Here is a 24977-nt window from a genome sequence, read left to right on the forward strand (position 1 = left end):
AAAGCCAAGAAGTTTTCAAAGAGATTGAAAATAAGTTCAAGGCGCTAGATCATCCTGAGCAGGAGAATGGCTTAGTAAGATGCTATAGGTATATGGAAAGAAGACTGGATATGATGAATTATAAAAGCGCTTTAGATAAAGGCTTACCGATTGGGTCAGGCGAGATAGAGAGTAGCCATAGGCATGTGGTGCAAAAGAGGCTGAAGATAGCGGGAGCTTGGTGGAAGACAGAAAATGCTAACGCGATGCTGAGCTTAAGAATAGGTAGATTAAATGGTTATTGGGATGCTTACTGGAATTCTTACAAAGCTGCTGCTTAGAAAAAATTGCCAACACTTTTGTTTACACCCCTGTCACCTGCAAATTTTTTAGCTTCTGTTGCATAATAAGCAGACTCTCATTATTATAAAGCGATTCATTCCAGGAGCTATAAAATGGCACATATTGACAAAGATACTATTCAAAACCTAATGGCTTTAAGTCGCATCGAGTGTTCTGAAGAACAAAAAGAGGTCCTGCTTAACAATTTAAAAAAAATTATTGGCTACTTTGAGCAATTGAATGAAATCAATACCGATGATGTGCCACCTTGTGATCATGTTCTGGCTGATATGTGCAATGTGATGAGAGAAGATGTGCCTGGGCCTACCCTGCCGCGTGAAAAGTTTTTATCCAATGCTCCTGCGCACATTGGAGGAATGATAAAAGTTCCTACCGTCATTAAGCAAAACTGATTATCTGAAGGAAAGACATGATACACACACTGACCGCATGTGAAATTAAAGATAAGTTTTTAAAAGGTGATCTTACCGCACTAGCTGTTACCGAAGCTTTTTTAAAACGCATCGATCAATATGATAGCCAGATTGGAGCTTTTCTTGCAGTGTACAAAGAGCGCGCGATTGAAAAAGCTAAGCAGCTGGATAAGAAGAGAGCGTTGGGAGAAAAACTAGGAAAACTTGCGGCTGTTCCCATGGCTATTAAAGACAACATTCATATTAAAGAAGAAATTTCTACATGCGCCTCTAAATTCCTCGTTAATTATCGCGCTCCCTTTGATGCTACGGTTGTTCGCCTTTTGGAAGAAGAAGATGCGATTCTTTTAGGCAAGACTAACATGGATGAATTTGCGATGGGCTCTTCTAATGAAAGCTCTGCTTTACAAAAAACTTATAACCCTTGGAACTTAAAATGCACTCCCGGTGGCTCTTCAGGTGGATCTGCTGCTGCTGTTGCTGGACGCTTGTGTCCCCTTGCGCTAGGCAGCGATACAGGAGGATCTATCCGCTTGCCCGCTTCCTTTTGTGGAGTCGTGGGTTTTAAACCTACCTACGGGAGAGTTTCTCGTTATGGATTAGTCGCTTATGCTTCTTCCCTGGATCAAATAGGCCCTTTTGCTACCAATACGCGAGATGCCGCTTTAGTGATGGAAGTGATTGGAAAGCACTGTGATAAAGATTCTACCAGCTTACCCGCTGAAGCGGACGATTACCTTACGAAGATGAATAAGGACATTAAAGGAAAAAAGATTGGAGTACCTTGGCATTTTTTAGATACTCTTGCTGCCGAGCCTAAAAAAGTCTTTAACAATTCTTTAGAAATTCTGAAGAGCTTGGGAGCTGAAATAGTAGAAATAGATTTAAGTATTTTAAAGTATTCTTTACCTGTCTATTACATTCTGGCCACAGCCGAAGCTTCTACCAATTTAGCACGCTTTGATGGAGTGCGCTATGGCCACCGTTCTAGCCGCGCTCAAACCTTAGATGAAATCTATGATTTTTCAAAAAGTGAGGGCTTTGGAGAAGAAGTGAAGCAAAGAATTCTTCTAGGCACCTTCGTACTTTCCTCCGGTTATCAACAGGCTTACTATAAAAAAGCACAAAAAATTCGTACTTTAATTATACAAAGCTATCAAGAAGCCTTCAAAAGATGTGATTTGGTGGCCAGTCCCGTTAGCCCTTTTGCGGCCTTTGAAATAGGATCGATTAAAGATCCCATACAAATGTATTTAGAAGACATCTACACGATAGGCATTAACTTAGCAGGTCTTCCTGCCATCAGCATTCCTGCCGGTTTCTCTGCTGAAGGAAAACCTATGGGCTTGCAATTAATAGGTCCTCAAAAAGATGAGGTAGGTGTTTTTCAAGTCTCCCATGCTTTTGAAAAGGCTACCTCCTATCATATGCACATGCCTGAACTAGTGAAATAGGAGAAATTCAATGACGCAGCATATTAACTGGGAAGCCGTAATTGGTCTTGAAATACATGCCGAACTTAACACCAAAACTAAACTGTTTAGCGTAGCTCCCAATCATTTTGGCGACGAACCTAATACAAACATTACAGAAGTTTGCACAGGCCAGCCAGGAGCCCTACCCGTGCTCAATAAGGAAGCCGTTCGAAAAGCCGTGCAATTTGGATGTGCCATCAATTCCACTATCGCTAAATTTAGCAAATTTGATCGTAAATCTTATTTTTATCCTGATAGCCCTCGCAATTTTCAGATCACCCAATTTGAGCAGCCTATTGTATTGGGAGGAACTGTTGTCGCCGAAGTTAATGGAATAGAGAAAACTTTTGCTGTCAACCGGGTACACTTGGAAGATGATGCAGGCATGCTTAAACATTTTACCAATTTTGCGGGTGTGGATTATAATCGTGCAGGTGTTCCTTTGATTGAGATTGTTTCTGAGCCCTGCATTCATTCTGCCGATGAAGCTGTAGCTTATGCATCAGCTATAAAAGCCATTTTACAATATATTGATGTTTCTGATTGCAACATGGAAGAAGGCTCGCTACGTGTAGATGCTAATATTTCCGTGCGCCTGAAAGGCGAAACGGGGCTTCGTAATAAGATTGAAATCAAAAACATGAATTCTTTCAGCAATATGCATGTAGCTATTGAATGCGAAATTAAACGTCAAATCTCTGCCTACATAAAGCATCCTAACATTCCTTACAACCAAATTATTCAACAGTCCACTTATCGATGGGATCCGGAAAAAAAAGAGACGGTTCTTATGCGCCGTAAAGAGCGAGCCGATGACTATCGTTATTTTCCTGAACCCGATCTTGTGCCTATTGTTTTGACCGATAGCTATATTGAGGAAGTGCGCCAGTCATTACCGGAACTACCTTTGCAAAGAGAGAGGCGTTATGTAGCCGAGCTTGGTCTTTCTCCTCATCACGCCTTTGTTTTAACGCAAGATAAGCCAATAGCTGATTACTTCGAGGAAGCTCTTAAAAATTGCTCAAATGCACGCAATCTTTGTAATTGGATCATTGTAGAATTTGCAGGAAGGCTTAAAGATTCGGGCAAAAATCTTTTAACTCTTGGTATTCCTCCTATTCAGCTAGCCAAATTAGTAAATATGATTGATAAAGGAACGATCACGGGAAGAATAGCTAAAACTGTAGCTGATCAAATGGTTGCTCAGCCCCAGATGGATTGTGAAAAAATTGTAGCTGATAATCCTGATTTTAAACCGGTGAGCGATCAAGGGGAAATTGCAGCTATTGTGGATAGAGTCTTAGCACAAAACCCTCAATCTATTGCTGATTTTAAAGCAGGTAGAGAAAAAGCATTTGCTTTTTTAGTAGGACAAGTGATGAAAGAAACTAGAGGTAAAGCGGCACCCACCGTGGTAAACGAGATGCTCAAGCAGCGTATAAATTCCTAAAGAATGAGCTAATAAACTTGCCAAAAACTTCTATTTTTTTTTGACTTTATTCTTTTAAATTAATTTTTAAATATTAAAGAGAGAGAGGCTAAAAAAAACTAGATGCTCTTTTTAGCAAGCTTATAGGTAAGAAAATTAAATAAAAACGCTCGAAAAATAATCAGTTCTACTTAAGGTGGGGGTATTAATTTAAAATCTATTCAAATAACCTCTTCCTTTCTCTTTGTAGTTCACGCCCGCTTAAGGAATAAATTAATAGCTAGCTTCTTCGCTCGTTTTAATTACTTCAAGCATTAAAAAATTGGTACAAAGATTTTTATCTTGTAGCTAGCCTTATTTATAAGCTAATCCAATTAAAAAGGGGTGAATAAAAAGAAAAATAGAACTTTTAGAATTCCTTTCAAGCTTTATAAAGCATTTTTTCATCAGCTTTTTTATAAAGATAGCTTCCTAATGAGGCTTGCCAAATAACTGCGGCAGTAGCAAGGAAGACAGGCAATACCAACATACCTATTCCCCAACAGGCAATAATTACAGGCACGGAATAAGCGGACAGGAATACTTTTATCCTATTTACAGCCTTTTCTATCGATTGACTAAAAGCTACCCCTATTACTAATGAAATAAAGCACATTCCAGGATTGGTAGCAAAAAGAGCTAAAGTTAGTAGGCTAATAAACACAACGTTAGCCACTTCCTTCACTTTGGAAAAAGCCTGAGAAGCTTTCTCTCGCCATGCAGGATTAACAGGCAGATGAATAGATCTTCTATCACTCTTTAAGTCGACAGATGCTAACGTTGTCATATAAACCTCTTTATTATTGAGGAAGTATTATGCTAAATCAGAAGATAAGAAACAAGCCTGAAATGTTTTATTGACAAACTGAAGAAGAAATTCATAATATCAGCCCAACGGGGTTAAAAATGGAAAGCGACGATATTGGTGAATTTAAGATAACTAAAAAAGTCAAAATGAAGCTTAAAAATAAAAAGCTTCTTAAAAAGCAACTTGCCCAAGGTAAAACTGCTCAGCAAATTTTAGAATTTAGCGATGAAACTATGGCTAAATTCTATGGCGCTGCCTATCGCCTCTTTGATCATCGTCGCTATGGGGAAGCGGCTCAAGCTTTCTTATTCCTGGTCACTCTTAATCCTTATAACCATGAATATTGGGTGGGGTTAGGAATGTGCTCACAACTTAACAAAGATTACGAAGCTGCTATCGATGCTTACGAAATGGCAGCTATATGCCGTATTGATAACCCCGTTCCCTATTTTTATTTAGCTAAATGTCTCTTTGCTCTGCATGATAGAGAGAGTGCTCTGCAAGCCCTAGATTTGGCTATAGAATATGCCTCCAACCATCCTGAATTTTTAGAGCTTCAGCATCATGCCGAAAATGCTAAACGGCTTTTACTTAAAGATATATAAATATTTTCTTAATTTTTTAACCCTCTAATATTCAATTAAGCCCGCGGGTGAAATTCATCAAAGCTTTTTTGCAAGCGCGATTTGCTGATCTGCGTGTATCTATCTGTACTACTGATACTTGCATGCCCAAGCATTTCTTGGATAACGCGTAAGTCAGCCCCATTTTCTAATAGATGAGTGGCAAATGAATGGCGAAGAGAATGAGGGGATATATTTTTAAGGATTCCTGCCTTTTTCATATATGTTTTGATCATCCTCCATACACTCACTCGATCGATAGGTTTTCCACGACTAGAAACAAATAATTCTTTAGATTTTTCACTCTCTGTTAATGAGCGATAATGATGAAGATAATGATCGATAGCTTGGATAGCTTTAAATCCTATAGGAACTAAACGTTCCTTCTTTCCTTTACCCATCACCCGCACATACTCATCATCCACATCATAGATCTTCAAGCTACAAACTTCAGAGACCCGCAACCCGCACGCATACATAATTTCTAGCATAGCTTTATCCCGTGAGCCTTGCAGAGTCTCTACATCAGGAGCTTCTAATAATCTTTCAATTTCTTCGTAAGAGAGCACTGTAGGGATAAGCTGCCAAGCTTTAGGTGTAGCAAAATATAAGGAGAAATTGCTGGGTAGATTCCCCTCTCTTTTTAGAAAACGACATAATACTTTAATGGCTATGAGATTGCGTACAATACTTGAACTGGCATATCCTGCTGCTTGCAGAGAGGCCACGAAATCCATCAGATGTTCTTCATCGACCTGTTGTATAGCATTAAAGCCTTTCTTGCTTAAAAAAGCAAAAAATGCGGCTATATCTCGTTGATAAGCTTCTATAGTATTTACAGCTAAACCTTTTTCCGAGCCTATATAGCTTAGAAAATCTTCAAAAATAGTATCCAAAAGACTAGAAGAGGATTTCTGCATGGCTTAGCGCGCTAACTTTTCGGCAATTTTTACTTGAAGGGCTTCAATGTCGCTACCGCTCAATGGCTTTCGTTTAACAGCCCACATCTCTTCAGTAGCTGCTACCTCATAAATAGCAAGTACCGATCCATCTTCCTGCGCCAACTCTTGCCTTAAATAAATAATTTTTCGTCGCGCCAGGTAAAGTGCCAATATGAATGCTTCTGCCCATTCTTCTTCCGAAGGAGATTGCAATAAGTTTTTTAATAAATAAAAAGCTTTTTCATCGCGTGTTTTAAAAGATATCTCTTCCTTCTCTTTTTTCGAAACGACTTTAGCTTTCCAAGCCGTTTTAGCCCTAGCGCTAAAATTTTCTTTAGCAAATTTTTCCCAGCAAGCTAAGCAAAAGTCTTTCCTCTCATATTCTTCTTGTTGAGAAAGCAAGATCGAATAAAACTCCATCTCTGGAATAAGAGGTTCGTTGCCATGCATGCAATGCGCGGCACGTTTAGGAATTTCGATTTTCAACATGATTTTCTCCCTAAGGACATTACAAAGTCTCTAAATGGCGAACCATTGCCTCACCTAAAGCAAACTCAGATTTTTCGCCTATCCCTCTTTTAAAAGAAAATTGATCAACAATTTTATTAGCTAAAATTTTACCCAATTGCACTCCTTCTTGATCAAAAGAATTAATCCCCCAGATAAATCCTTCAAAGGCTACTTTATGTTCGAAGTAGGCAAGTAAAGAGCCTAAAATATGGGGCGTTAACTGACGTGCTAACAGAATATGAGAAGGCCTATTGCCAAAAAAGCTTTTATTTATATTTTCAGGATCTTTTTGACCGGCTGCTAAAGCTATGGCTTGCGCAAAAAGATTAGCTAGCAGCTTTTCTTGAGAATAAGTCCCTTTATATAAAAAATCTTTTTTATACTGAGATTCTTTAAAACCGATAAATTCCACAGGAATAGGAGAAGTTCCTTGATGAATAAGCTGAAAGAACGAATGTTGGGCATTGGTACCCGGCTCACCCCATATGATAGGCCCTGTCTGAAAATTAACGTGATTGCCTCTTCGATCGGTATGTTTTCCGTTAGATTCCATGTCAAGCTGCTGGATATGAGCAGGAAAACGTGATAAAGCGTGAGAGTAAGGAATAAGCGCCACGGTAGGATGCCCTAAAAAATTTCGATTCCAAATGCCTAATAAAGCTCCTAGTAAAGGCAAATTATGCTTGATGCTTGGATTTAAAGCCACCTTATCCATCGCGTTAGCGCCTCTAAGTAGCTCCCAAAACACTTCAAATCCAAAGGCAAAAGAAAGCATCACTCCTCCTACCATCGAGGTGGTAGAATAACGTCCTCCAATCCAATCCCAAATGTAAAAGCTTTCTAGGTATTGATCAGGATTATCCATAGGGCTGCCACGACCTGTAACAGCTACAAAATGATTACGAGGATGAAGGGAAGCTTTTTGGAAATGAGACCGAACAATTTCTTCATTCGTTAATGTTTCAAGTGTGGTCCCAGATTTTGATACACAAACCACTAAAGTAGCAGACAGATCCACATCTTTAAGAACCATGGCGGCATCATCAGGATCGACATTGGAAATAAAGTGCACTTTTCGGCCCTTTTTCTGCAAAGGCTGCAAAGCCAAATAATGGGCTTTGGGTCCTAAATCTGAACCTCCGATGCCTATCATGATTAAATCTGTAAAACTTTGATCTTTATCAATTTTATTGATAAAATGCTGCAGCTTATCGATCTCCTTTTTAGCCTCTTTTGTTGCCTCGCAAGCCTCTTTCGACTGATTAGGAGCCTCAAAAAAATCTCTTACCGCTGTATGTAAAACCTTTCTATTCTCACTAGGAAAGCCTTCAATTTTATTAACAGTTTCACCCGCCTGCATCTTTTTCATCGCTTGTATTACGCCTGCTTCGCGTGATAGCTCCACCAAAGCTTGCATAACCTCTTCTGTTACTTGTTCTGTGCCATACAAAAATTTTATGCCACAAGCTTCAGCACTAAGCTGCTGCAAACGAGTTGGAGTTAAGAGTTGGGGATCCGTTAAGTCACAAGGATGCCTGGCTAGTTCCTTGAGTTTCGCAGTAGCAAGAAAACGATCAAATGACCGACTGTTCACACCACACTTTTCTACCATAGACATAAAAAAACCTCACTTGAATAGGATAGCCTTGTTATAACCGATGAACAATAAATGATGAAGAGCAAAAGTAAAATTTATAAATAAAATTTTATTACTTTTTTGGGGCTTAAAAAGGAAGGCTAATCAACTAAACTTTTCTCTTGCCCAAACCCTTAATAGAGAATGAAAGTTAAGCTGCCTTACTCGCCATCTCTATTATTCATCATGCTAAAAGATCCTTTTTCACTTTTTACATACGGTATCTCTTTTGCTAATCCTAGAGAAGAACCCACAGTAATGACTGTCCCCCCTGCAGCACAAAAGCCTTGCAGGTTGCGCTTACCTTGCCTTGTTAAGCTGGAGGAAATGACGACTAAATAGTCCAATCCTTCCCATTCATGAAGAAGATAATTTTCTGGGATAATATTAAAAGCAACTCTTTCATTTAATAAATCGCGTAATATCTCTTCTAGCTCTTGATAGGTTTGTTGATCTCTCCATTGATAGTTAGGGAGGCAAACACCTACAGGTGCAGGCTTAAAATTAAATAAGTAGGGAAGCTCACTATTTTTAACGAGCAGATGTAATCTCCCCCATCGTTCGCGGTGCGTTAGCTGAACTTCTAAACTTAAGCTTAACGATAGATCTTTATCTAAAGTCACAAAGATAGGCATTTCATCAGGCATTCGATTGGCTAAAAGTGCTAAATATTCTGCTCCCACCTCACGTGCAAATAAGGCTTGAGAGGTAGAAAAGGGTAATTGATCATTTTCATTACCCCTCGTAGTTTTCCACTCTTTATAATTAGATTGTAGTTCATCATCCCAGCTCATTTGAGATTTAAAGTTTATGGGCCCTCGATAGATGTTTACCCCTAAGGTTTGAGCTTTAAATTTATCCCATAAATTATCCCGAAAGTGCTCGAGAGAAAGAAGCAGAGATAAAAACTGGGTTTGATTAGATAAGGGCCACTCTAAACGATCAAATAAACCTAAATCTAAGTCCCAAAAAAGCAGAAAGCCTTCTTTCGAATAATTTTCTGCAACCTTTTCTATTTTTTTCCAGTCAAGGCTTGCCGTCACTTTGCCATCTAATTTAAGTGAAATGACATTATAGCTAGCAGGGATTTTTTCATCCTCTGCTTGCCATTCATAAAGCTTAGGCTTAAAAATTTTTCCTTGGTAATAAAAGTAAGGTTTATCCCAAACTAGCCTTTTTGTATCTTCAGGGATCTCCTCGGCACTCATTTTTTAATAAACCTATGATAGCGAATCATTTTGCCTTTTGAACGCCAAAGCTCCTCAAAATAAGAAGTGCCATAACCTTCTTCTTCGGTAGAAAAGTAGGGGTGAGAATAGTAAGATTTAAAATCTGCGGCTGACAAGAAAACTTCAATCGCTTCTTGTGAGTAGCTTATATCATCCGTAACAAAAGTGAGAGCTTTATCTGTTTGCATCACCCGGGCTAATTCCTGGACAAAGTGAGGCTGTATTAAACGGTGCTTAGCATGTCGCAATTTAGGCCAAGGATCCGGAAAGTTGATGAATACATTAGCAATACTAGCAGAAGGAAAGTAAGTGCGAGTGGCCATCAACCCTTCTCCACAAACGACAATCAAGTTCTTGAGCGAGCCATTTTTAATTTTGGACCAGATCTTTCGCACACGGGTAAATTTTCTCTCGATGGCTACCCAATTAAGATGAGGATGAGCCTCTGCTTGTGCTACTATCCAAGCCCCATTTCCGCTGCAATATTCTACGTTAACAGGCTGATCATTGCCAAAAAGCGAAGGATGAGACCACCCAGGAAACTCAAAATGATTTTGAGCTAGATGCCTATCGGGTAAGTACCATATGCCATCATGAATGGTAACTTTTCTATTATCTTTAGGAAAAGGGGGTATCAAATCAGCAGGCTTCATAATCCCAATAATTTTTTTGAAACAAGTTAATATCATCTGCCACCCAAGCATGTAGCCAGGGTACATTATTCCAAGCGGCCTTAATAAAAAACGGCTTTAAGTCAATCGATCATTCATCTATAATGCTCAGGAGAGAAAAAAAGCCCTTTTCTAAAATTTACTTAAAATAAGATATATCAAATCTGCCAAAAAGTCTACTGCTTATCTTTGGGGATTTAAGGAACTCTATGATCGGTCGAAATCATGAATGTTGGTGTAAAAGCGGTAAAAAATGGAAGAAATGCCATTTTCCTCATCTTAATCCTGCATTAAAAGAAACAGAACACTTCCAACTTTTAAAGAAAGAGTATTTAAAAAGATACAATATCATCCTTAAAAATGAGCAGGAAATCACAGCCATACGTAGAGCCTGCCATCTAGCTTCCTATATTCTTGAAGAAACCTGTAAAATAGCTAAAGAGGGTATTACCACCTTGGAAATCAATGATTTTGCGCATCGGTTGCATTTAGAGATGGGAGCCGTTCCTGCTCCTCTTCACTATGGCCATCCACCTTTTCCTAAAAGCATTTGTACTTCTCTTAATGAGGTCGTTTGTCATGGCATTCCTAATAAAATCCCCTTAAAAGAGGGAGATATATTAAATATTGACGTCACTTGCATTTTTGAAGGCTACTATGGCGACTGCAGCAAGATGGTTAGCATAGGTAAAGTTTCAGAAGAAAAACAGCTAGTCATGGAAGTAGCGTATGAGTGTTTAAAACGCTCTCTTGCTATTTGTAAACCTGGGGTGGAAATCAAAGAAATTGGTAACGTAATAGAAGCTTATGCGCGCGCGCATCACTGTTCTGTTGTCCATCAGTTTGTAGGACATGGGGTAGGAATAAACTTTCATGAAAACCCCCAAATTCCTCATGCTTATAATGGAAGCCAGATTCCTTTGGCACCAGGGATGATATTTACTATCGAGCCTATGATAAATGCAGGGGTTCAAGAGGCGATAATTGACCAAGAGGATGAATGGACTGCTCGCACTAAAGATGGTAAAGCGAGTGCTCAATTTGAGCATACTTTACTTATTACTCCTGAGGGGCATGAAATTTTAACTAACTGGCAAAGATAACAATCTTTAATTTTCCCCTCACCTTCCCTTTTCCTTGTATATACCTACTCTCGCTTACCCTCATTGCAAGCTAGTAGCTAGAGCAAGTGGCGAGGGCTTTACCTTTTTTTATAAGAATAAAAAATTATAAGCTAAGCTTAGTAATAATCTCGTTTAAACTCTCTACCTCTAGATAATAAGTTTTTTCTAAATTATCCAATTGGTTTTGCATTTGGATGATATGTTGCGTTAAATGTTGGGCATAAGGGTCTACATTAAACTGCTCTTTTTCTTGAATAAGCAGTTGTAATTGAGAAATTTTTTCTTCTGCATAAAAAAGCTTTTGCCTGGTGTGCTCTAAAACAATAGATTTATCATTAAATTGCTCTTTTAGCTGTAAGTACATTCCCTCGGCACGGCGCCTTAAAGCATACTCTTCATGAGAATTGGGTGTAGGTTGAAGGATAAGTTTTTCTTTCTTATCTTGCCTAGCATGCTGCTTAGCACTTTCCTCTGCTTTTTCTATTGCCAGGCGAGCTGCCTCAAGCTCCTGCATGTTTTCCTTTAAAGCCGCTTCTAACCGCGCTTTTTCTTGCTCAAGACCCTTAAACTGTTGGAGCTCATCTTGAAACTTTATAAGAGTAGAATTTAAGCCTATCTTTTCCTGTTGCAAGTCTTCGATTTGATGGGCCCATTTTTCTTGTAGATCTTGATAGGCTATTTTCTCTTCCTGAAGCTGAGTTAGTTCTTTTTCATGCGTTTGTAAATCTTCTAAAGCACTCTGCAGACTAAATTGTATGTTAAATATCTCTTGATCTTTGGCATTAATTAGCTCGCTAAGATTTTGCGTTTCACTCTTATGACAAAGAATACAATCTTTAAGCTCATTTTGCACTTGTTGCAGCTGCTTTTTTACTTCAAGAGAAGCTTTCTTTTCTTCTTCCAGTTCTTCCCAAGCTTTCTTTTCATTAAAACTTTTAAGCTCTAGCTCTTTTTGCATGAACTGCAGGTTATCCTTAGAACGCTCAATTTCTTGCTTGGCAAGTTCTATCTCAAGGTTAGCTTGTTCAGATCGCTCTTCTAGCCAGGAGCTTTTCTCTTCAAAATCTTTTAGTGCTTGAGAAAGAGCTCCCACCTGCTCTTCAAAATGTTGAATTTCTCGTTGATATTGGCTTTTGATATTTTCTATATTTTCTGCAGAATGGCTATCAATGATACTTGCACACTTTTCCAGCTCTTCATGGGCTTCTTGAAGTTGATCTTTAATGTAAAGGATTTCCTTACGTTTCTCCAAAAGCTCATCTAGCATACGCTCATTTTTAACCGCTTGATTATTCAGCTCTGCAGTGAGTAAATGCACTTCTTTCTTAAAAGCTTGAGCCTCTTGTTGGGAATCTTTTAGCCCCTCAGTAAGTGCTTCTAGTTGTTTATTTGCACTTTGCATGTCAGCTTGGTATTGCAGCCTAAGCTTTTCTAATGGAGGATCATCCTGCATAAGCTTGAGTGCTTCTGTTCGCTTAGCTAGCTCTTTATTAATTTCAACGAGTTGATCGCTAAGCTGCAGGGCTTCTCCACGTTTGTCCAGCAGCTCTTGTAATAGCTGCTCCTCTTTAAAAGATCTTATTTCAAGTTCATGTTTAATAGCTTGGGCATCAGCCTTATACTTTTCATTTTCTAATTTTACCTGCTCAATCTCAGCTTGAGAGCTTTTTAAAAGAGAGTCTAGATGATTATTTTTCTGCTGAGAGTGATAGAGTTCTTGAGTAATTTTCTCTAATTTTTCCTGGGGACTTTCTTTTTCATGCTGGCTCTCTAGCCTCCCATTTTCAAGCTTGAAGAAGCCTTCTTCTGTAGCAGAAGAGGGAGATTGAACCTCTTGTATCAGAACTAAAGCAGTATCATAGCTATAACTGGTGATAAAAAAAGTAAGTAAAATGGAAAAAGTAATCCCTCCATGCCACGCCGGAGAATTAATAAGTATCGGATGATAGAAAGACAGCAAAAATGCTAATGAAAAGCCAGCTAAAATGAGACCGCCTCTTTTTAAATACCAGCAAACAGGTAAACCTAAAACAAGACTGAAGGCTAACAAGGGTGTGAGTGGAGTGGGACGCAAGAGCATGATGAAAAGGGTAGCTAAGGCTAAGAGTGGACCTACCACGCTCCATAGAAAAAACTGACGTTCACGCGTTAAGTTCATTACTATACAAAAATGCTCTAAAGTCTATTAATTAGGGTCAACCTTATAACAAACTCATCAAAATGTAAAGTAGTAAGTGTGAGAGCCTGCTTAATAACATTTAGAGCAAAGCTTTATTGGCACAACCCGAATTTCAGAACTAAAGGCAATAGAGAAGCTAGCTCTCTCTATAAATAGTGGTGATAAAAAAATTCTGCAAGCTTAAATAGAACCCTATGCGTAGAATATTAATCAATGATATTACTTTTGCTTTCACAAAAAAACTCATCTTAAAAAATTTATGCCACACGATAAAAAATGCTTTTATGCGCGTTTATTCTTTTCAATCATTATTAAAGCTGGATCAGGCTAAATTTCCTGAGCGATAAATATTTTCTTCTAATTAAGCAAGATGAAGAGCTTCTAAGAATATTTCTTTAACCTCTCTCCTCAGAACTAGAGGCCTCCTGCTTATTTAATAGGAAAGAAGGCTTTCAAGTAAGGCTTAATTTTTTATAAGAAAGCTTCTTCTTCTTTTTCATCGATAAAAGATTGGGCCCCTTGTAGCAGATAAGCAACTAAAGAAGAGTCCCCTTCATAAGTCATCTGCACTTGCATGTTACCATCTTCTACGGGTTTATCGCAGGTAATAAGAACATAACAAGCATGATTTTTAGATAACGTATCGTATAATTGCTTTTGCTTATTAGACTTCATCTAATCTCCTTAGCATTTGCCTCCACCTCTAATTTTTTTGGCTTAAAGCTTCTTTATAAATTCTATTGATCAATTAAAAGCTCCCTTTACCCACTTATACTTTTAACCCAATATTTGTCACATTATACGATGAGAGTAATTATGAAAAGTTAATTTGATAAGATTTTTTATTGAAGATGTAAGCTAATGTAAATAGGCACTCTACAAAAAAAATTTTCTAAAGGAGTGCGCTCTTTAGCATTTAAGTAGAGAAAAAAAGTCTAAAATAACCCCCTCTACAGCTGAAGTGAAAAAAATTCTAAGCTTAATTTTTATCTTCTTGTTTTACATTTGCCTCAAAGGAAAGATAAGCAACTATTATTTTTTATTTAGTAAAATGGTCATAAAAAGCATCTGCTCGCATGCCTGGCCATCCATAATTTTTTTCATTTAAATCATCCATATGGCTATCTATCGCTCTTCCATAAAACAATCTGGCCCCCCTCTTTGGAGCATAGCAATCTTCTGTTATTTGGCTCTCATCTTCACCAACATTCTGTTCCTCTGCTGCCTCTAAAGGCATATATCCTATCACAACCATTCCCATCAAAAAAGCTAATCTATGCATTTTTTTCTCCTTTACCACCACAAATAGTATTATTAATTTTTTTAAAAATTTTTCAATCTTTTAATCATTTAGGGAGCATAAAGGAGCTGAAAATAGCAGGATATTCCTATCTTTCAACATTTTATATGGGCTAGGTGGCCTTATCTAGAGAGGTAGTTAATTTTAGACTTTAAGGCAGAAACAGTTAAAATTTAAAAAAGATCTTTTCAAAAGTAGCTGACCCACCTATACTACAAGATGAATAGATGTAAATTTTTTAACTCTTCACCTGTTTATCCATCTTTAAATTGCTCAATCAAAATGTTTATGGAAATTGTTGTTGGCTACATTGAGAGAATTACCTTTCAAAATGCAGAGACAGGCTATACGGTTGCACAGCTAAAAACAGCTCAACTAAAAGAGCTTGTGTGCGTGGTTGGAGTCATGCCTACTGCTCTTCCTGGTGTGACTGCGCGCTGTAAAGGACATTGGAAGCAGCATCTAGTTCATGGACGGCAATTCATCTGCCAAGAATATCAAGTAGAAGCCCCTGCTGATCTTTTAGGGATCAAGAAATACTTAGGCTCAGGGCTGATCAAAGGAATTGGCCCTAAATATGCTGAACGCATTGTGGAAAAATTTGGGATAGAAACCCTAGATGTGATTGATCAAGCTTCTCACAAATTATTAGAGATTGAAGGGCTAGGAGAAAAAAGAATTGAAAAAATTAGATCCTGCTGGGATGAGCAAAAATCTGTACGAGAGGTTATGATATTTTTGCAGTCTAAAGGAGTGAGTCCTGTCTATGCGCAAAAAATTTATAAAAATTATGGTAATCATAGCATTGAGAAAGTTCAGCAAAACCCTTATATCCTTGCCCAAGAAATTACAGGCATTGGATTCAAAACAGCGGATGCTATTGCTAAGAAAATGGGAATGGAACACGATGCCTCTCCAAGGATCGATGCCGGTATTGAATTTATCTTGTCCGAATTATCTAAGGATGGGCATGTCTGTTTTCCTTTAGAAGAGTTTGTGGCTGAAGCTTCAGAAAAGCTGGAGGTGGAGAGCCCCCAAGTTAAGGCCCGAATTTCCTCTTTAAAAGATGAACGGCGCATCGAACTATTCGATCTGGTTAACAACCAAAAGATACAAACTTTTATTTGGAATATGTCTCTGTTTGTAGCCGAATCGGGCATTGCCCGTGAAATTAAAAGGTTAAATAGCTGTGCATGTAATTTAAGAGCGGTGGATATTCCTAAAGCTCTTGAGTGGGTTCAGCTAAAGCTAAATATTAAATTAGCTAATAACCAAAGCATTGCTATAAAAAATTGCCTTTATCAAAAGCTTCATATTATCACAGGTGGCCCGGGTACGGGGAAAAGTACCATCACAAATGCTATTCTGGCTATTACAGAAAAATTGAGTGATAAAATTCTCCTGATGGCCCCTACTGGGCGTGCTGCTAAGCGTATGAGTGAAATTACAGGTAAAAAAGCTTCCACTATTCATAGTATATTGGAATACAATTTTAAAAATGGAGGTTTTAAACGTAATCGCGAAAATCCTTTGGATTGTGATCTACTGATAGTGGATGAAGCCAGTATGATCGATACCTTTCTCATGTATAGTTTATTAAAAGCTATTCCCAATACATGCAGGCTTATCTTTGTGGGAGACATCAATCAGCTGCCAAGTGTTGGCCCTGGCAACGTCTTAAGTGATATGATTAACTCGCAAACAATCTCGGTCACTCTGCTAACAGAAATTTATCGTCAAGCGGCAGGCTCGCGTATTATTACTAATGCTCATAAAATTAATAGTGGTATCTTTCCAGATATTCATAACCATAGTGAGAGCGATTTTTTCTTCCTTGAAGCTGTAACCCCTGAAGAAGTATTAAAAAATATTATCGCTCTTATTGCCCAAAGGCTTCCCCAAAGATATGGCTATGATCCTCTCCATGATATTCAAGTGTTGACGCCCATGCGTAAAGGAATCATTGGGGCCGATAACTTAAACACCGTTTTACAAGAGACTCTGAATAAAAATAGCAATCCCTTATTTAGAGCAGGGAGAAAGTTATTAGTCGGAGATAAAGTTATGCAAATCCGCAATGATTATAAAAAAGAGGTTTATAATGGAGAAATAGGAGTAATCAAAGCGATAGACATTCTTGAGCAGCAAGTTCTTATACAAATAGAAGATCGTGATATTATTTATGAATTTAATGATCTTGATGAAATTGTCCTTGCCTATGCTGTTTCCGTGCATAAGTATCAAGGTAGCCAATGTCCTTGTATTATTATGCCTGTGCATACTACCCATTTTGCTTTGTTATATCGCAATTTACTCTACACAGGCGTAACACGTGGGCAAAAACATGTAATCATTGTCGGAAGCAAAAAAGCGATCGCTATCGCTATTAAGAATGATGAAGTAAAAAAACGTCATACCGGACTTTATCATGCTCTTATAGGCATTAATAATATTAGCGTAAGCATGCCATAATGAGAAAAAGTAAAGCCCCCTTGTTTTCTGAGAAATTTCTCATCCAGTCTGCTTTAACATTTATCTCTGCTCTACTTTTAATCGGCACCGCTTTATTCCACGATGCTTTATGGATAAAACCTATTCCTGTAGCTGAAGAAACACCTAAGTTTTTCTCCAATCAAACGGGTGATCAGCTAGAAAACGCTTACATTTCGGCTATAAACAATGCTAAGAAATCCGTTCTCCTCCTCATTTTTTCTATGACGAGTGAAGAAATCATCGACGCTCTACGTCATAAAAGCCAAGAAGGTATTCCTGTAAAAGTTATCTGTGATGCCAAGGCATGCCCCTATATTAGCAAAAAATTGGGCCCTCAGGTGGAGCTCATTCGGCGTTTAGGTAAGGGGCTCATGCATATAAAGATCTTAGTGATTGATGATATAGAATGCTGGATTGGTTCTGCCAACTTCACCAACGAATCTTTAAATATGCATGGTAATCTTGTCGTCGCCTTAAAAAATGAAGCGCTTGCTGCCACTATTAAAGAAAAGGCTTCTACTTTGCATGAGTATGATAGAAAGGGCGAGGTTACTCACCACACTTACTTGACTGGCAACCAAGAGTTACAAATCTCTTTTCTGCCTGATGATAAAAAAGCAAGCGTGCGTATTAAGCAACTGATTCGAGAAGCTAAAAAAAGCATACGCATCGCTATGTTTACCTGGACACGCTTTGATATGGCTAAGGAAGTAGTGGAGGCCCAAAAGCGGGGTGTTAACGTAGAAGTGGTGCTGGACAGAAGTTCCTCTAACGGGGCGAGCGCTAAGATAGCAGAAATGCTTAAAAGCCACCGTGTTAAATTATTTTACAGTGCAGGCACAGCATTACTTCACCATAAATTCATGTGGCTAGATGATCATACATTAGAAGTGGGTTCTGCCAATTGGACTAAAGCTGCTTTCACACAAAATGATGATTGTTTTTTAGTTCTCCATCCTTTAACTCATGAGCAGCGCCAGCATATGCAAAACTTATGGCAAGCCATTAAAGCAGACTCCATTCGTTAATAAGCTAGCTGCATGATATTAACTTGATTCAATCCTTTAGAATGCTTCCCTCACTTATTAGGAACACAAAAAAAAACAAGCTAAAAATTACTGAAAAATGGTTTAAATTTATTTACATTTTTTGTATCTATTGTGGGTTCAATCTAGGAGTTTGTCATGAAAATTGTGCTTATTGGATATGGTAAAATGGGACATCTGATCGAAGAGATCGCCTTACAGCAAGGACATACCATTGTAGCCAGACTCTCTTCCAGCGAGGCTGTCTCTTCTCTTAAAGAAAATTTAATTCAGCAAGCGGATATTTGCATAGATTTTAGTGCTCCTCAAGCCGTTTTAAGCAATCTTCAAAGGCTTGCTTCATTTAAGAAAAATATAGTCATGGGAACAACAGGCTGGGAAGAGCATGGGGAGGAAGTGAAAAAACTTATTCATGAACACCAAATAGGTTTTCTATTTTCTCCTAATTTCTCTATTGGAGTTCATCTTTTTAAAAATATTGTGGAAGCTGCTGCCCAATTAATGAATGAATTTGATGATTATGATGTAGCTGGACAAGAACTTCATCATTATCAAAAGAAAGATAGCCCTTCAGGAACAGCCAAAAGCTTAGTTTCCATATTGCTTGAAAAAATTCAGCGTAAAAAAACGCCTCTTTATGATAGAGTTGATCGTCCTATAGCCCCACATGAACTTAATTTCTCAAGCGTACGCTGTGGCTCTATACCTGGCACCCACACGATAATCTTTGACTCCCCTGCGGATACTCTTACCATTACCCATCAGGCAAGGAACAGAGAAGGCTTTGCGCGAGGAGCCTTGGCAGCAGCCGAGTGGTTAATAGGAAAAAAAGGAATTTTTACTCTAGAGGATATGATCTGCTCCTCAAAAAAACATTTCCAACACCTCCCCTTTACAAGGAAATAATTATGATGAAACCTAAAATTTGGGGCGCCTATACCGTGCTTATTACCCCTTTTGATAAAGAAGGACAATTAGATGAAGAAGGCTTAAGAAAAAACATTCGTTTTCAGCTATCTTATCATATTCAAGGATTAGTGGTTTTAGGTACTACCGGTGAAGCCCCTACCTTAAGCCAAAAAGAAAAAGCGAAAATCATCAGTATCGCCCGAGAGGAAACACTAGGTAAGTGCCTTCTTATGGTTGGTACTGGTAGCTATGCTACCCATGCTACTATTGAAAACACTTTAGCTGCCCAAGATGCTAGCGCCGATGCGGCCTTAGTGGTTACGCCTTACTATAACAAGCCCACCCAAGAAGGGCTATATCAACATTTTTCTACTCTTGCTAAAGCGGTAAAACTACCTCTTGTCATTTATAACATTCCCGGTAGGACGGGTCAAAACCTGCAGATCGAGACATTAAAACGATTAGCTGCTATAGAAAATATAGTAGGAGTAAAAGAAGCTTCTGGAAATATTTCACAGATGATGGATGTAATTGAAAGTATAAGGCTTATTAGACCTGATTTTAGCATTATGTCAGGAGATGATGCTTTAACTTATCCTTTGATGGCTCTAGGGGGACATGGTATTTATTCTGTTTTAAGTAATCTATTCCCTCAAAAGATTAAAAAATTATGCGATCTAATGGTAGAAGAAGATTATCCTGCCGCGCGTGCTTTGCATTATGAATTGCTTCCCTATATGAAAAGTATGTTTATCGAAACCAACCCCATCCCAATAAAAACAGCAATGAATCTAGCAGGCCATGCAGCAGGCCCTTGCAGGCTACCCTTATGTGCAATGAATGATGAAAATCTAGAGAAATTAAAAAAGTGCTTAAAAGTTTTGTAGCTAGAAAAACAGCAGGCAAGATAAATCACCCATGGGATGCTAAAGGAAGGCCATATTTTTTACAAGTTAAGGCCCCCCTTTATTTAAAGTATAGAATTGGATTCATTCATTCATTCATTCATAGCATCTACGAGGAAGGGAAGCTTGGCAGATAGCTGACTTATCTCCTCAGCAAGATTGCTTATTGGGTTATTTTCTAAGTTAAGCATTTGCAGCATCGATAACTCTCCTAGGCAGGAAGGCAATGAGCTAAGCTGATTATGCTCTAAAATAAGCTCTTGCAAATTAGATAATTTTCCTATTTCGTTGGGAAGAGAAGTAAGCCGATTGTTGCTTACATAAAGTCTTTGGAGTTCACAAAGATGCCCTATCTCACTAGGAAGAGCTGTAAGTTGGTTGTGTTCTAGAATAAGCTCTTGTAGTCGGTGCATCTGCCCTGATTCAGGGGGAAGATGGGTAAGTTGATTATGGTTTAAAGTAAGCACCTTGAGCTTAGATAGTTTTCCTATCTCGGCAGGGAGATAAATGAGCTGATTATGATCTAAAGTGAGTTCTTCCAGCTGGAACATTTGATCGATCTCATCAAAAAGAAAAGTAAGTTGATTATACTCTAAAGAAAGTTTTTCCAAGTAAATAAGCCATCGCATAGCTGCAGGCAGATTGGTAAGTTGATTATGATCTAAGGTGAGAACTTGTAACTTAAGCAATTTTCCTACTTGTCCAGGAAGAGAGGTAAGTTGATTGTATTCTAAAGCGAGATTTTCTAAGTGAAATAAATCCTCTATTTCACAAGGAAGAACGGTTAATAGGTTATGATTTAAAGTAAGGTTTTGCAAATTCAATAGTTTTCCTATTTGTTTAGGAAGAGAGGTTAGTTGATTATGATCTATATCAAGCTTTTGCAAATTAGACAAAAGCCCTATTTCGTCAGGGAGTGTGGTTAATAAATTGTTGCTTAGATTAAAGTTTCGCAATTTAGAAAGCTGTCCTATCTCAGTAGGAAGAGAACTAAGCTGATTATACTCTAAAAAAAACTCCTGTAATTGAGATAGGCCTCCTATTTCTTGAGGAAGAGAAGTAAGTAAATTGCTGTGTGCATAAAGTTTTTGTAGCTCACTTAGCTGGCCTATCTGAGTCGGAAGAGAGCTAAGCTGGTTATTCACTACAGAAAGTTCTTGCAACTGAGGTAAATCTCCTATTTCTTGAGGAAGAGAAGTAAGCAGATTATTGCTTGCATAAAGAATTTGTAGCTCACTTAGCTGACCTATCTCACCAGGAAGGAAGCTAAGCGGGTTATCGTCTAAAATAAGTTCTTGCAAATTAGATAATCTTTCTATCTCGCTAGGAAGAGAAGTAAGCAGATTATTGCTTACATAGAGTTTTTGTAGTTCAGTTAGCTGGCTTATCTCATTAGGAAGGGAGCTAAGCGGGTTATCGTCTAAAATAAGTTCTTGCAAATTAGATAATCTTTCTATCTCGCTAGGAAGAGAAGTAAGCAGATTATTGCTTACATAGAGTTTTTGTAGTTCAGTTAGCTGGCTTATCTCATTAGGAAGGGAGCTAAGCGGGTTATCGTCTAAAATAAGTTCTTGCAAATTAGATAATCTTTCTATCTCGCTAGGAAGAGAAGTAAGCAGATTATTGCTTACATAGAGTTTTTGCAGCTCAGTTAGCTGGCTTATCTCATCAGGAAGGGAGCTAAGCGGGTTATCGTCTAAAATAAGTTCTTGTAGCTGAGATAACCCTCCTATTTCTTGAGGAAGAGAAGTAAGAAGATTATTATTTATGTAAAGTTTTTCTAAGTTCAATAACTGCCCTATCCCAGTAGGAAGAGAATTAAGCTGGTTATGGCTTAAAAGAAGCTCTTGCAGCTGGGATAAATCTCCTATCTCTTGAGGAAGGAAAGTAAGGAGATTATTATTTAGAAACAGGCTTACTAGCTCCCACAATCCCTCTATCTTAGCAGGGAGAGAGTTAAGTTGGTTGTGTCCTAGACTAAATTGTTGCAGCTTGTGCAGCTGATTTATTTCTTCGGGAAGAATGGTAAGCTGATTGTGTTCTATATCAAGCACGTTAAGCTGACTCAGGTGGCCTATCTCAGCAGGAAGAGTAGTAAGTTGATTGTAATCTGCAGTAAAACATTCTAGCTGAGATAGCCGTCCTATCTCAGCAGGAAGAGAAATGAGTTGGTTATATTCTAGATGAAGGCTCTCTAGCTGGGATAGTTGCCCTATTTCAATAGGAAGAGTGGTTAGTTGGTTATGCCCCAAGTAGAGGATTTCCAAGAGAGATAATTTCCCTATCTCTGGTGGAAGAATAGTCAGATTGTTTTTGGCTAAGGAAAGTGTTTGTAGGCAGGACAATAACCCTATCTCGGACGGTAAATAAGTCAAACCAATTTTTTTTAGGTCTAGAGCTATGATATCTGTACCATATTTTTCAAGCCATGGCCTAAGGAGAGCTCCTTTTTTTTCTACGGTCAAGTGTATGATTTTTTCATCCTCTAAATATTTTTTTCCCCCTTCCAGAGCTTTCCATAATAAGAGACGATTAATATTGACGAGGTAAGAATAATAATTAGCTAATGTTAGGTACCTCTTTTCCTCAGTCTTCCATTTAAATTCTAAGGGAGAAAAAGATTTAGCTAATTTAAAAAGATGCCTGAAAATCTCATTTATCTTTTTTATATACGAGAATTGAGCATCTATTTGATAGATTTTATCTATAATGAGTGCTTGCTCATGAACATTTCCTGTAGGAAAATGCATACGAGCTATCTTTTTATAAAGGTTTACCATTGCTTCATTTGACAGAATATGGTGCCATTTCGCGCAAACGCTGAGCAAAGACGGGTGGGCACAACTCTCCAAGATAGGAACTAAAATTTCATTAGGTAATTGCTCAATGGTAATAGAAGGAGTGAAAGGATGCATGTGGTTATCTCCTTGATTTTGGGTCAGAACCCCTGCATGATAAACTCAGCATAGGGTAAAAACATAAAATTAGCAAGAAAATCTTGGATGCAAACCTTTAACACTAAAAGCTTGAAGATATAAATATTGCCAGAAAGGGTATAAAATTTCCTATCAAGCCAAGGTGTGATGATAAGTTCTTCTCCTGCTTGATCCTGCCCAGCGATTATCAAATAGGCCTTGGCTGAAATGCTTAAAAGGCCCTCCAGGTTACTCTTTTTAATTCTCAATACCACTTAAATAAGCTATTGAGAAATTCACTCATCTACAATTTTTTTAGATAAAATCTTTAGGGCTTAATTATTAAAAGAATAAGGTTCTATGGGCTACTTTATCCTAGCTGCATTTTCTTCTATGCGATAAAGAGAACTAAAGGAAGAAGTCAATTTTAAATTCAGATTTTAAAATATTTTATCAGCATAAGTAAACCATCATTTGGCTTTTTTAATCTCTTCAAGAAGATCGTAAAACATTTTCTCTGTCAATGTACCTGTATTGACATTGCGTGGTGTAGGATGATAACTACAATAAAGCTTAAGGCCATTTTCTAGTCTATAGAAAGCGCCATGCTTAAATTTTATTCCTTTTGTTGATAAACCCTTCTTTTTTAATGCTAATAAAAAGGCATCGAAAGCTAATTTTCCCAGCACAAGGATTACGCGTAATTTAAAAAGCATTTCTATTTCTTGCATATAGTAGGGATGGCAATTCACACATTCTTGGCGAGTAGGCTTATGTTTAGGAGGAAAACATTTGACCGCTGCCGTTAGATAACAATCCTTTAATATTAAGCCATCATCTAAAGACTCGGATATAGGTTGATTTGCCCACCCCTGCGCATGAAGCGCTTTGACTAAAAAACGTGCAGTTGCGTCGCCTGTAAAAACGCGGCCCGTCCTATTTCCTCCATCTCCCGCAGGGGCAAGCCCCGTGATCAATAACCAGGCTTGTTGATCACCAAAGCCTGGCAAAGGCTTTCTCCAATATTTTTGATGCTGATAGAGAGGCCTAGCAGGCACTGTTTCGCGATGAGCTACAAGGCGCGGACACTTTCGGCAATTGATGACCGTTGCTTGAAAGTTTTTCCACATCGATAAATTGTTCGTTTTAGTAGCCATACCCCAACTTCTCCTTCCCCTTATTTATCCTCACTGAAATTATTAAAGAGCTATCAAGCTTCAAAAAGCACTTAACCATATAATTTTTTTATAACGCAGGGACCAAAAACCCTTAAAGCCTAAAAGATTAGGTAACAACCTTTCTTTTAGTTAGACGGCTCTTACATAACATGCATTTTCTGAAATTTTTTATGCTATGTGCCATGCATTTTTGGCAGCATACAGGACTAGCCTAGCTAACGAATCAATTTTATAGTTATTAAGTATTTTAAAATTATTTTATTGATTAGGCTACTTTTTTAGAATTTTTTTGTTTTTTAAGATGTTGGGACTATCTTTTACTTTAGATACAACTAAAAGCTTTCGGTATATGTTATAACCCACATTCCGCAGGTTAAAACAATGGTTGGATAATTTTTTTATTATTTTGGTAAATTGACTTAAGTTTTTTTCAAGAAAAAACTAAGCTTGTTCCTCTCAAAGCAAAGAAAGAGAGGATATAAGCGATGGAAGAGTATAGTAGCAAAGATCTTGACCACTTAGGGATTGTTTCTGCTATGTGTGACGAGATCAATTTAGTGAGCATGATAGATCAGCTCATTCCCCCTGATCCCCGAGCTATTATAACAACAGGAGAATGCATCAAATTGATGGTCATCAATGGGTTAGGTTTTACTTCACGTCCCTTATATTTAGAAGCACAATTTTACGCAAGTAAACCTGTGGAACGATTATTAGGAAGAGCGTGTAGATCTGAAAATATATCGGATGATCGTTTAGGTAGAGCTTTAGATTGCTGCTACGAATATGGATGTGATGCTATCTTTTCAGTC

At 38.0% G+C, this 24977-nt stretch carries 21 protein-coding genes and 1 pseudogene; 11 read left to right on the forward strand and 11 right to left on the reverse strand.

Annotated features, from left to right (window positions below; translation table 11 throughout):
• The 4 genes and pseudogenes from NEOC65_RS02670 to gatB all read left to right on the forward strand — a co-directional run.
• Positions 1-320: pseudogene (locus NEOC65_RS02670) on the forward strand (hypothetical protein); the annotation flags it as partial.
• Positions 321-434: 114 nt separating this feature from the next.
• Complete coding sequence (gene gatC, locus NEOC65_RS02675; RefSeq protein ID WP_213155632.1) at positions 435-734, forward strand: Asp-tRNA(Asn)/Glu-tRNA(Gln) amidotransferase subunit GatC; 300 nt, start codon at positions 435-437, stop codon at positions 732-734.
• A 17-nt stretch (positions 735-751) separates the two neighbouring features.
• The gene (gatA, locus tag NEOC65_RS02680) at positions 752-2209 is read left to right on the forward strand and encodes an Asp-tRNA(Asn)/Glu-tRNA(Gln) amidotransferase subunit GatA (protein WP_249298994.1); all 1458 of its coding nucleotides are present in this window, start codon (positions 752-754) and stop codon (positions 2207-2209) included.
• A 10-nt stretch (positions 2210-2219) separates the two neighbouring features.
• The gene (gene gatB, locus NEOC65_RS02685; protein WP_213155633.1) at positions 2220-3680 is read left to right on the forward strand and encodes an Asp-tRNA(Asn)/Glu-tRNA(Gln) amidotransferase subunit GatB; all 1461 of its coding nucleotides are present in this window, start codon (positions 2220-2222) and stop codon (positions 3678-3680) included.
• 400 nt (positions 3681-4080) lie between these two features.
• Here gatB and NEOC65_RS02690 read toward each other — a convergent pair whose 3' ends face one another.
• Positions 4081-4485 carry a hypothetical protein gene (locus NEOC65_RS02690; RefSeq protein WP_166158021.1) on the reverse strand — a complete coding sequence of 135 codons (405 nt, stop codon included), beginning with the start codon at positions 4483-4485 and terminating at the stop codon, positions 4081-4083.
• 119 nt (positions 4486-4604) lie between these two features.
• Between NEOC65_RS02690 and NEOC65_RS02695 the strand changes: the two genes are divergently transcribed.
• The gene (locus NEOC65_RS02695; protein ID WP_166158024.1) at positions 4605-5111 is read left to right on the forward strand and encodes a SycD/LcrH family type III secretion system chaperone; all 507 of its coding nucleotides are present in this window, start codon (positions 4605-4607) and stop codon (positions 5109-5111) included.
• A gap of 35 nt (positions 5112-5146) precedes the next feature.
• Here the strand turns inward: NEOC65_RS02695 and xerD are convergent, their stop codons facing one another.
• From xerD to NEOC65_RS02720, 5 genes are all read right to left on the reverse strand, one after another.
• Entirely contained in the window at positions 5147-6049 is a 903-nt protein-coding gene (gene xerD, locus NEOC65_RS02700; RefSeq protein WP_166158027.1) for a site-specific tyrosine recombinase XerD, read from the reverse strand.
• A 3-nt stretch (positions 6050-6052) separates the two neighbouring features.
• A complete protein-coding gene (locus NEOC65_RS02705; RefSeq protein WP_213155634.1) occupies positions 6053-6559 on the reverse strand; it encodes a hypothetical protein in 507 nt (168 codons plus the stop codon).
• Between the two features lie 19 nt (positions 6560-6578).
• Positions 6579-8192, reverse strand: coding sequence for a glucose-6-phosphate isomerase (locus NEOC65_RS02710; RefSeq protein WP_213155645.1), 1614 nt, complete (start codon positions 8190-8192; stop codon positions 6579-6581).
• A gap of 185 nt (positions 8193-8377) precedes the next feature.
• Complete coding sequence (locus NEOC65_RS02715) at positions 8378-9424, reverse strand: hypothetical protein (RefSeq protein ID WP_213155635.1); 1047 nt, start codon at positions 9422-9424, stop codon at positions 8378-8380.
• Positions 9421-10134, reverse strand: coding sequence for a tRNA (guanine(46)-N(7))-methyltransferase TrmB (locus NEOC65_RS02720; RefSeq protein WP_249298997.1), 714 nt, complete (start codon positions 10132-10134; stop codon positions 9421-9423). Before NEOC65_RS02720 ends, NEOC65_RS02715 begins: the two co-directional genes overlap by 4 nt.
• Before the next feature lie 191 nt (positions 10135-10325).
• On the opposite strand from NEOC65_RS02720, the gene NEOC65_RS02725 reads away from it, so the two are divergent.
• Entirely contained in the window at positions 10326-11219 is an 894-nt protein-coding gene (locus tag NEOC65_RS02725) for a methionyl aminopeptidase (protein WP_213155636.1), read from the forward strand.
• A gap of 124 nt (positions 11220-11343) precedes the next feature.
• Here NEOC65_RS02725 and NEOC65_RS02730 read toward each other — a convergent pair whose 3' ends face one another.
• The 3 genes from NEOC65_RS02730 to NEOC65_RS02740 all read right to left on the reverse strand — a co-directional run bounded on the left by NEOC65_RS02730 (position 11344) and on the right by NEOC65_RS02740 (position 14701).
• A complete protein-coding gene (locus NEOC65_RS02730) occupies positions 11344-13398 on the reverse strand; it encodes a coiled-coil domain-containing protein (RefSeq protein WP_213155637.1) in 2055 nt (684 codons plus the stop codon).
• Positions 13399-13890: 492 nt separating this feature from the next.
• Positions 13891-14094, reverse strand: a complete 204-nt coding sequence (locus NEOC65_RS02735; RefSeq protein ID WP_166158045.1) for a hypothetical protein — start codon at positions 14092-14094, stop codon at positions 13891-13893.
• Positions 14095-14458: 364 nt separating this feature from the next.
• Positions 14459-14701 (reverse strand): hypothetical protein, encoded by a 243-nt coding sequence (locus tag NEOC65_RS02740; RefSeq protein ID WP_213155638.1) that lies wholly within the window; start codon positions 14699-14701, stop codon positions 14459-14461.
• A gap of 306 nt (positions 14702-15007) precedes the next feature.
• Here NEOC65_RS02740 and recD2 point away from each other — a divergent pair, with 306 nt between their 5' ends.
• From recD2 to dapA, 4 genes are all read left to right on the forward strand, one after another.
• Positions 15008-17191, forward strand: coding sequence for an SF1B family DNA helicase RecD2 (gene recD2, locus NEOC65_RS02745; RefSeq protein ID WP_213155639.1), 2184 nt, complete (start codon positions 15008-15010; stop codon positions 17189-17191).
• On the forward strand, positions 17191-18240 hold the full coding sequence (locus NEOC65_RS02750; RefSeq protein WP_213155640.1) for a phospholipase D-like domain-containing protein: 1050 nt from the start codon (positions 17191-17193) through the stop codon (positions 18238-18240). The genes recD2 and NEOC65_RS02750 overlap by 1 nt, the downstream gene beginning before the upstream one ends.
• 156 nt (positions 18241-18396) lie before the next feature.
• Positions 18397-19164: a 4-hydroxy-tetrahydrodipicolinate reductase gene (gene dapB, locus NEOC65_RS02755; protein ID WP_213155641.1), complete on the forward strand. Its 768-nt coding sequence runs from the start codon at positions 18397-18399 to the stop codon at positions 19162-19164.
• A gap of 2 nt (positions 19165-19166) precedes the next feature.
• Positions 19167-20054: a 4-hydroxy-tetrahydrodipicolinate synthase gene (gene dapA / locus NEOC65_RS02760; RefSeq protein ID WP_249298999.1), complete on the forward strand. Its 888-nt coding sequence runs from the start codon at positions 19167-19169 to the stop codon at positions 20052-20054.
• 110 nt (positions 20055-20164) lie between these two features.
• Here dapA and NEOC65_RS02765 read toward each other — a convergent pair whose 3' ends face one another.
• Together NEOC65_RS02765 and NEOC65_RS02770 are read right to left on the reverse strand one after the other, a co-directional pair.
• Positions 20165-22987, reverse strand: a complete 2823-nt coding sequence (locus NEOC65_RS02765; RefSeq protein WP_213155642.1) for a leucine-rich repeat domain-containing protein — start codon at positions 22985-22987, stop codon at positions 20165-20167.
• A gap of 470 nt (positions 22988-23457) precedes the next feature.
• Positions 23458-24144: a uracil-DNA glycosylase gene (locus NEOC65_RS02770; RefSeq protein WP_249299001.1), complete on the reverse strand. Its 687-nt coding sequence runs from the start codon at positions 24142-24144 to the stop codon at positions 23458-23460.
• 506 nt (positions 24145-24650) lie between these two features.
• Between NEOC65_RS02770 and NEOC65_RS02775 the strand changes: the two genes are divergently transcribed.
• The coding region (locus NEOC65_RS02775; RefSeq protein WP_213155643.1) for a DUF4277 domain-containing protein at positions 24651-24977 on the forward strand (327 nt) is incomplete at its 3' end.

Source organism: Neochlamydia sp. AcF65 (assembly GCF_018342435.1).
In the GTDB taxonomy this organism is placed as follows: domain Bacteria; phylum Chlamydiota; class Chlamydiia; order Chlamydiales; family Parachlamydiaceae; genus Neochlamydia.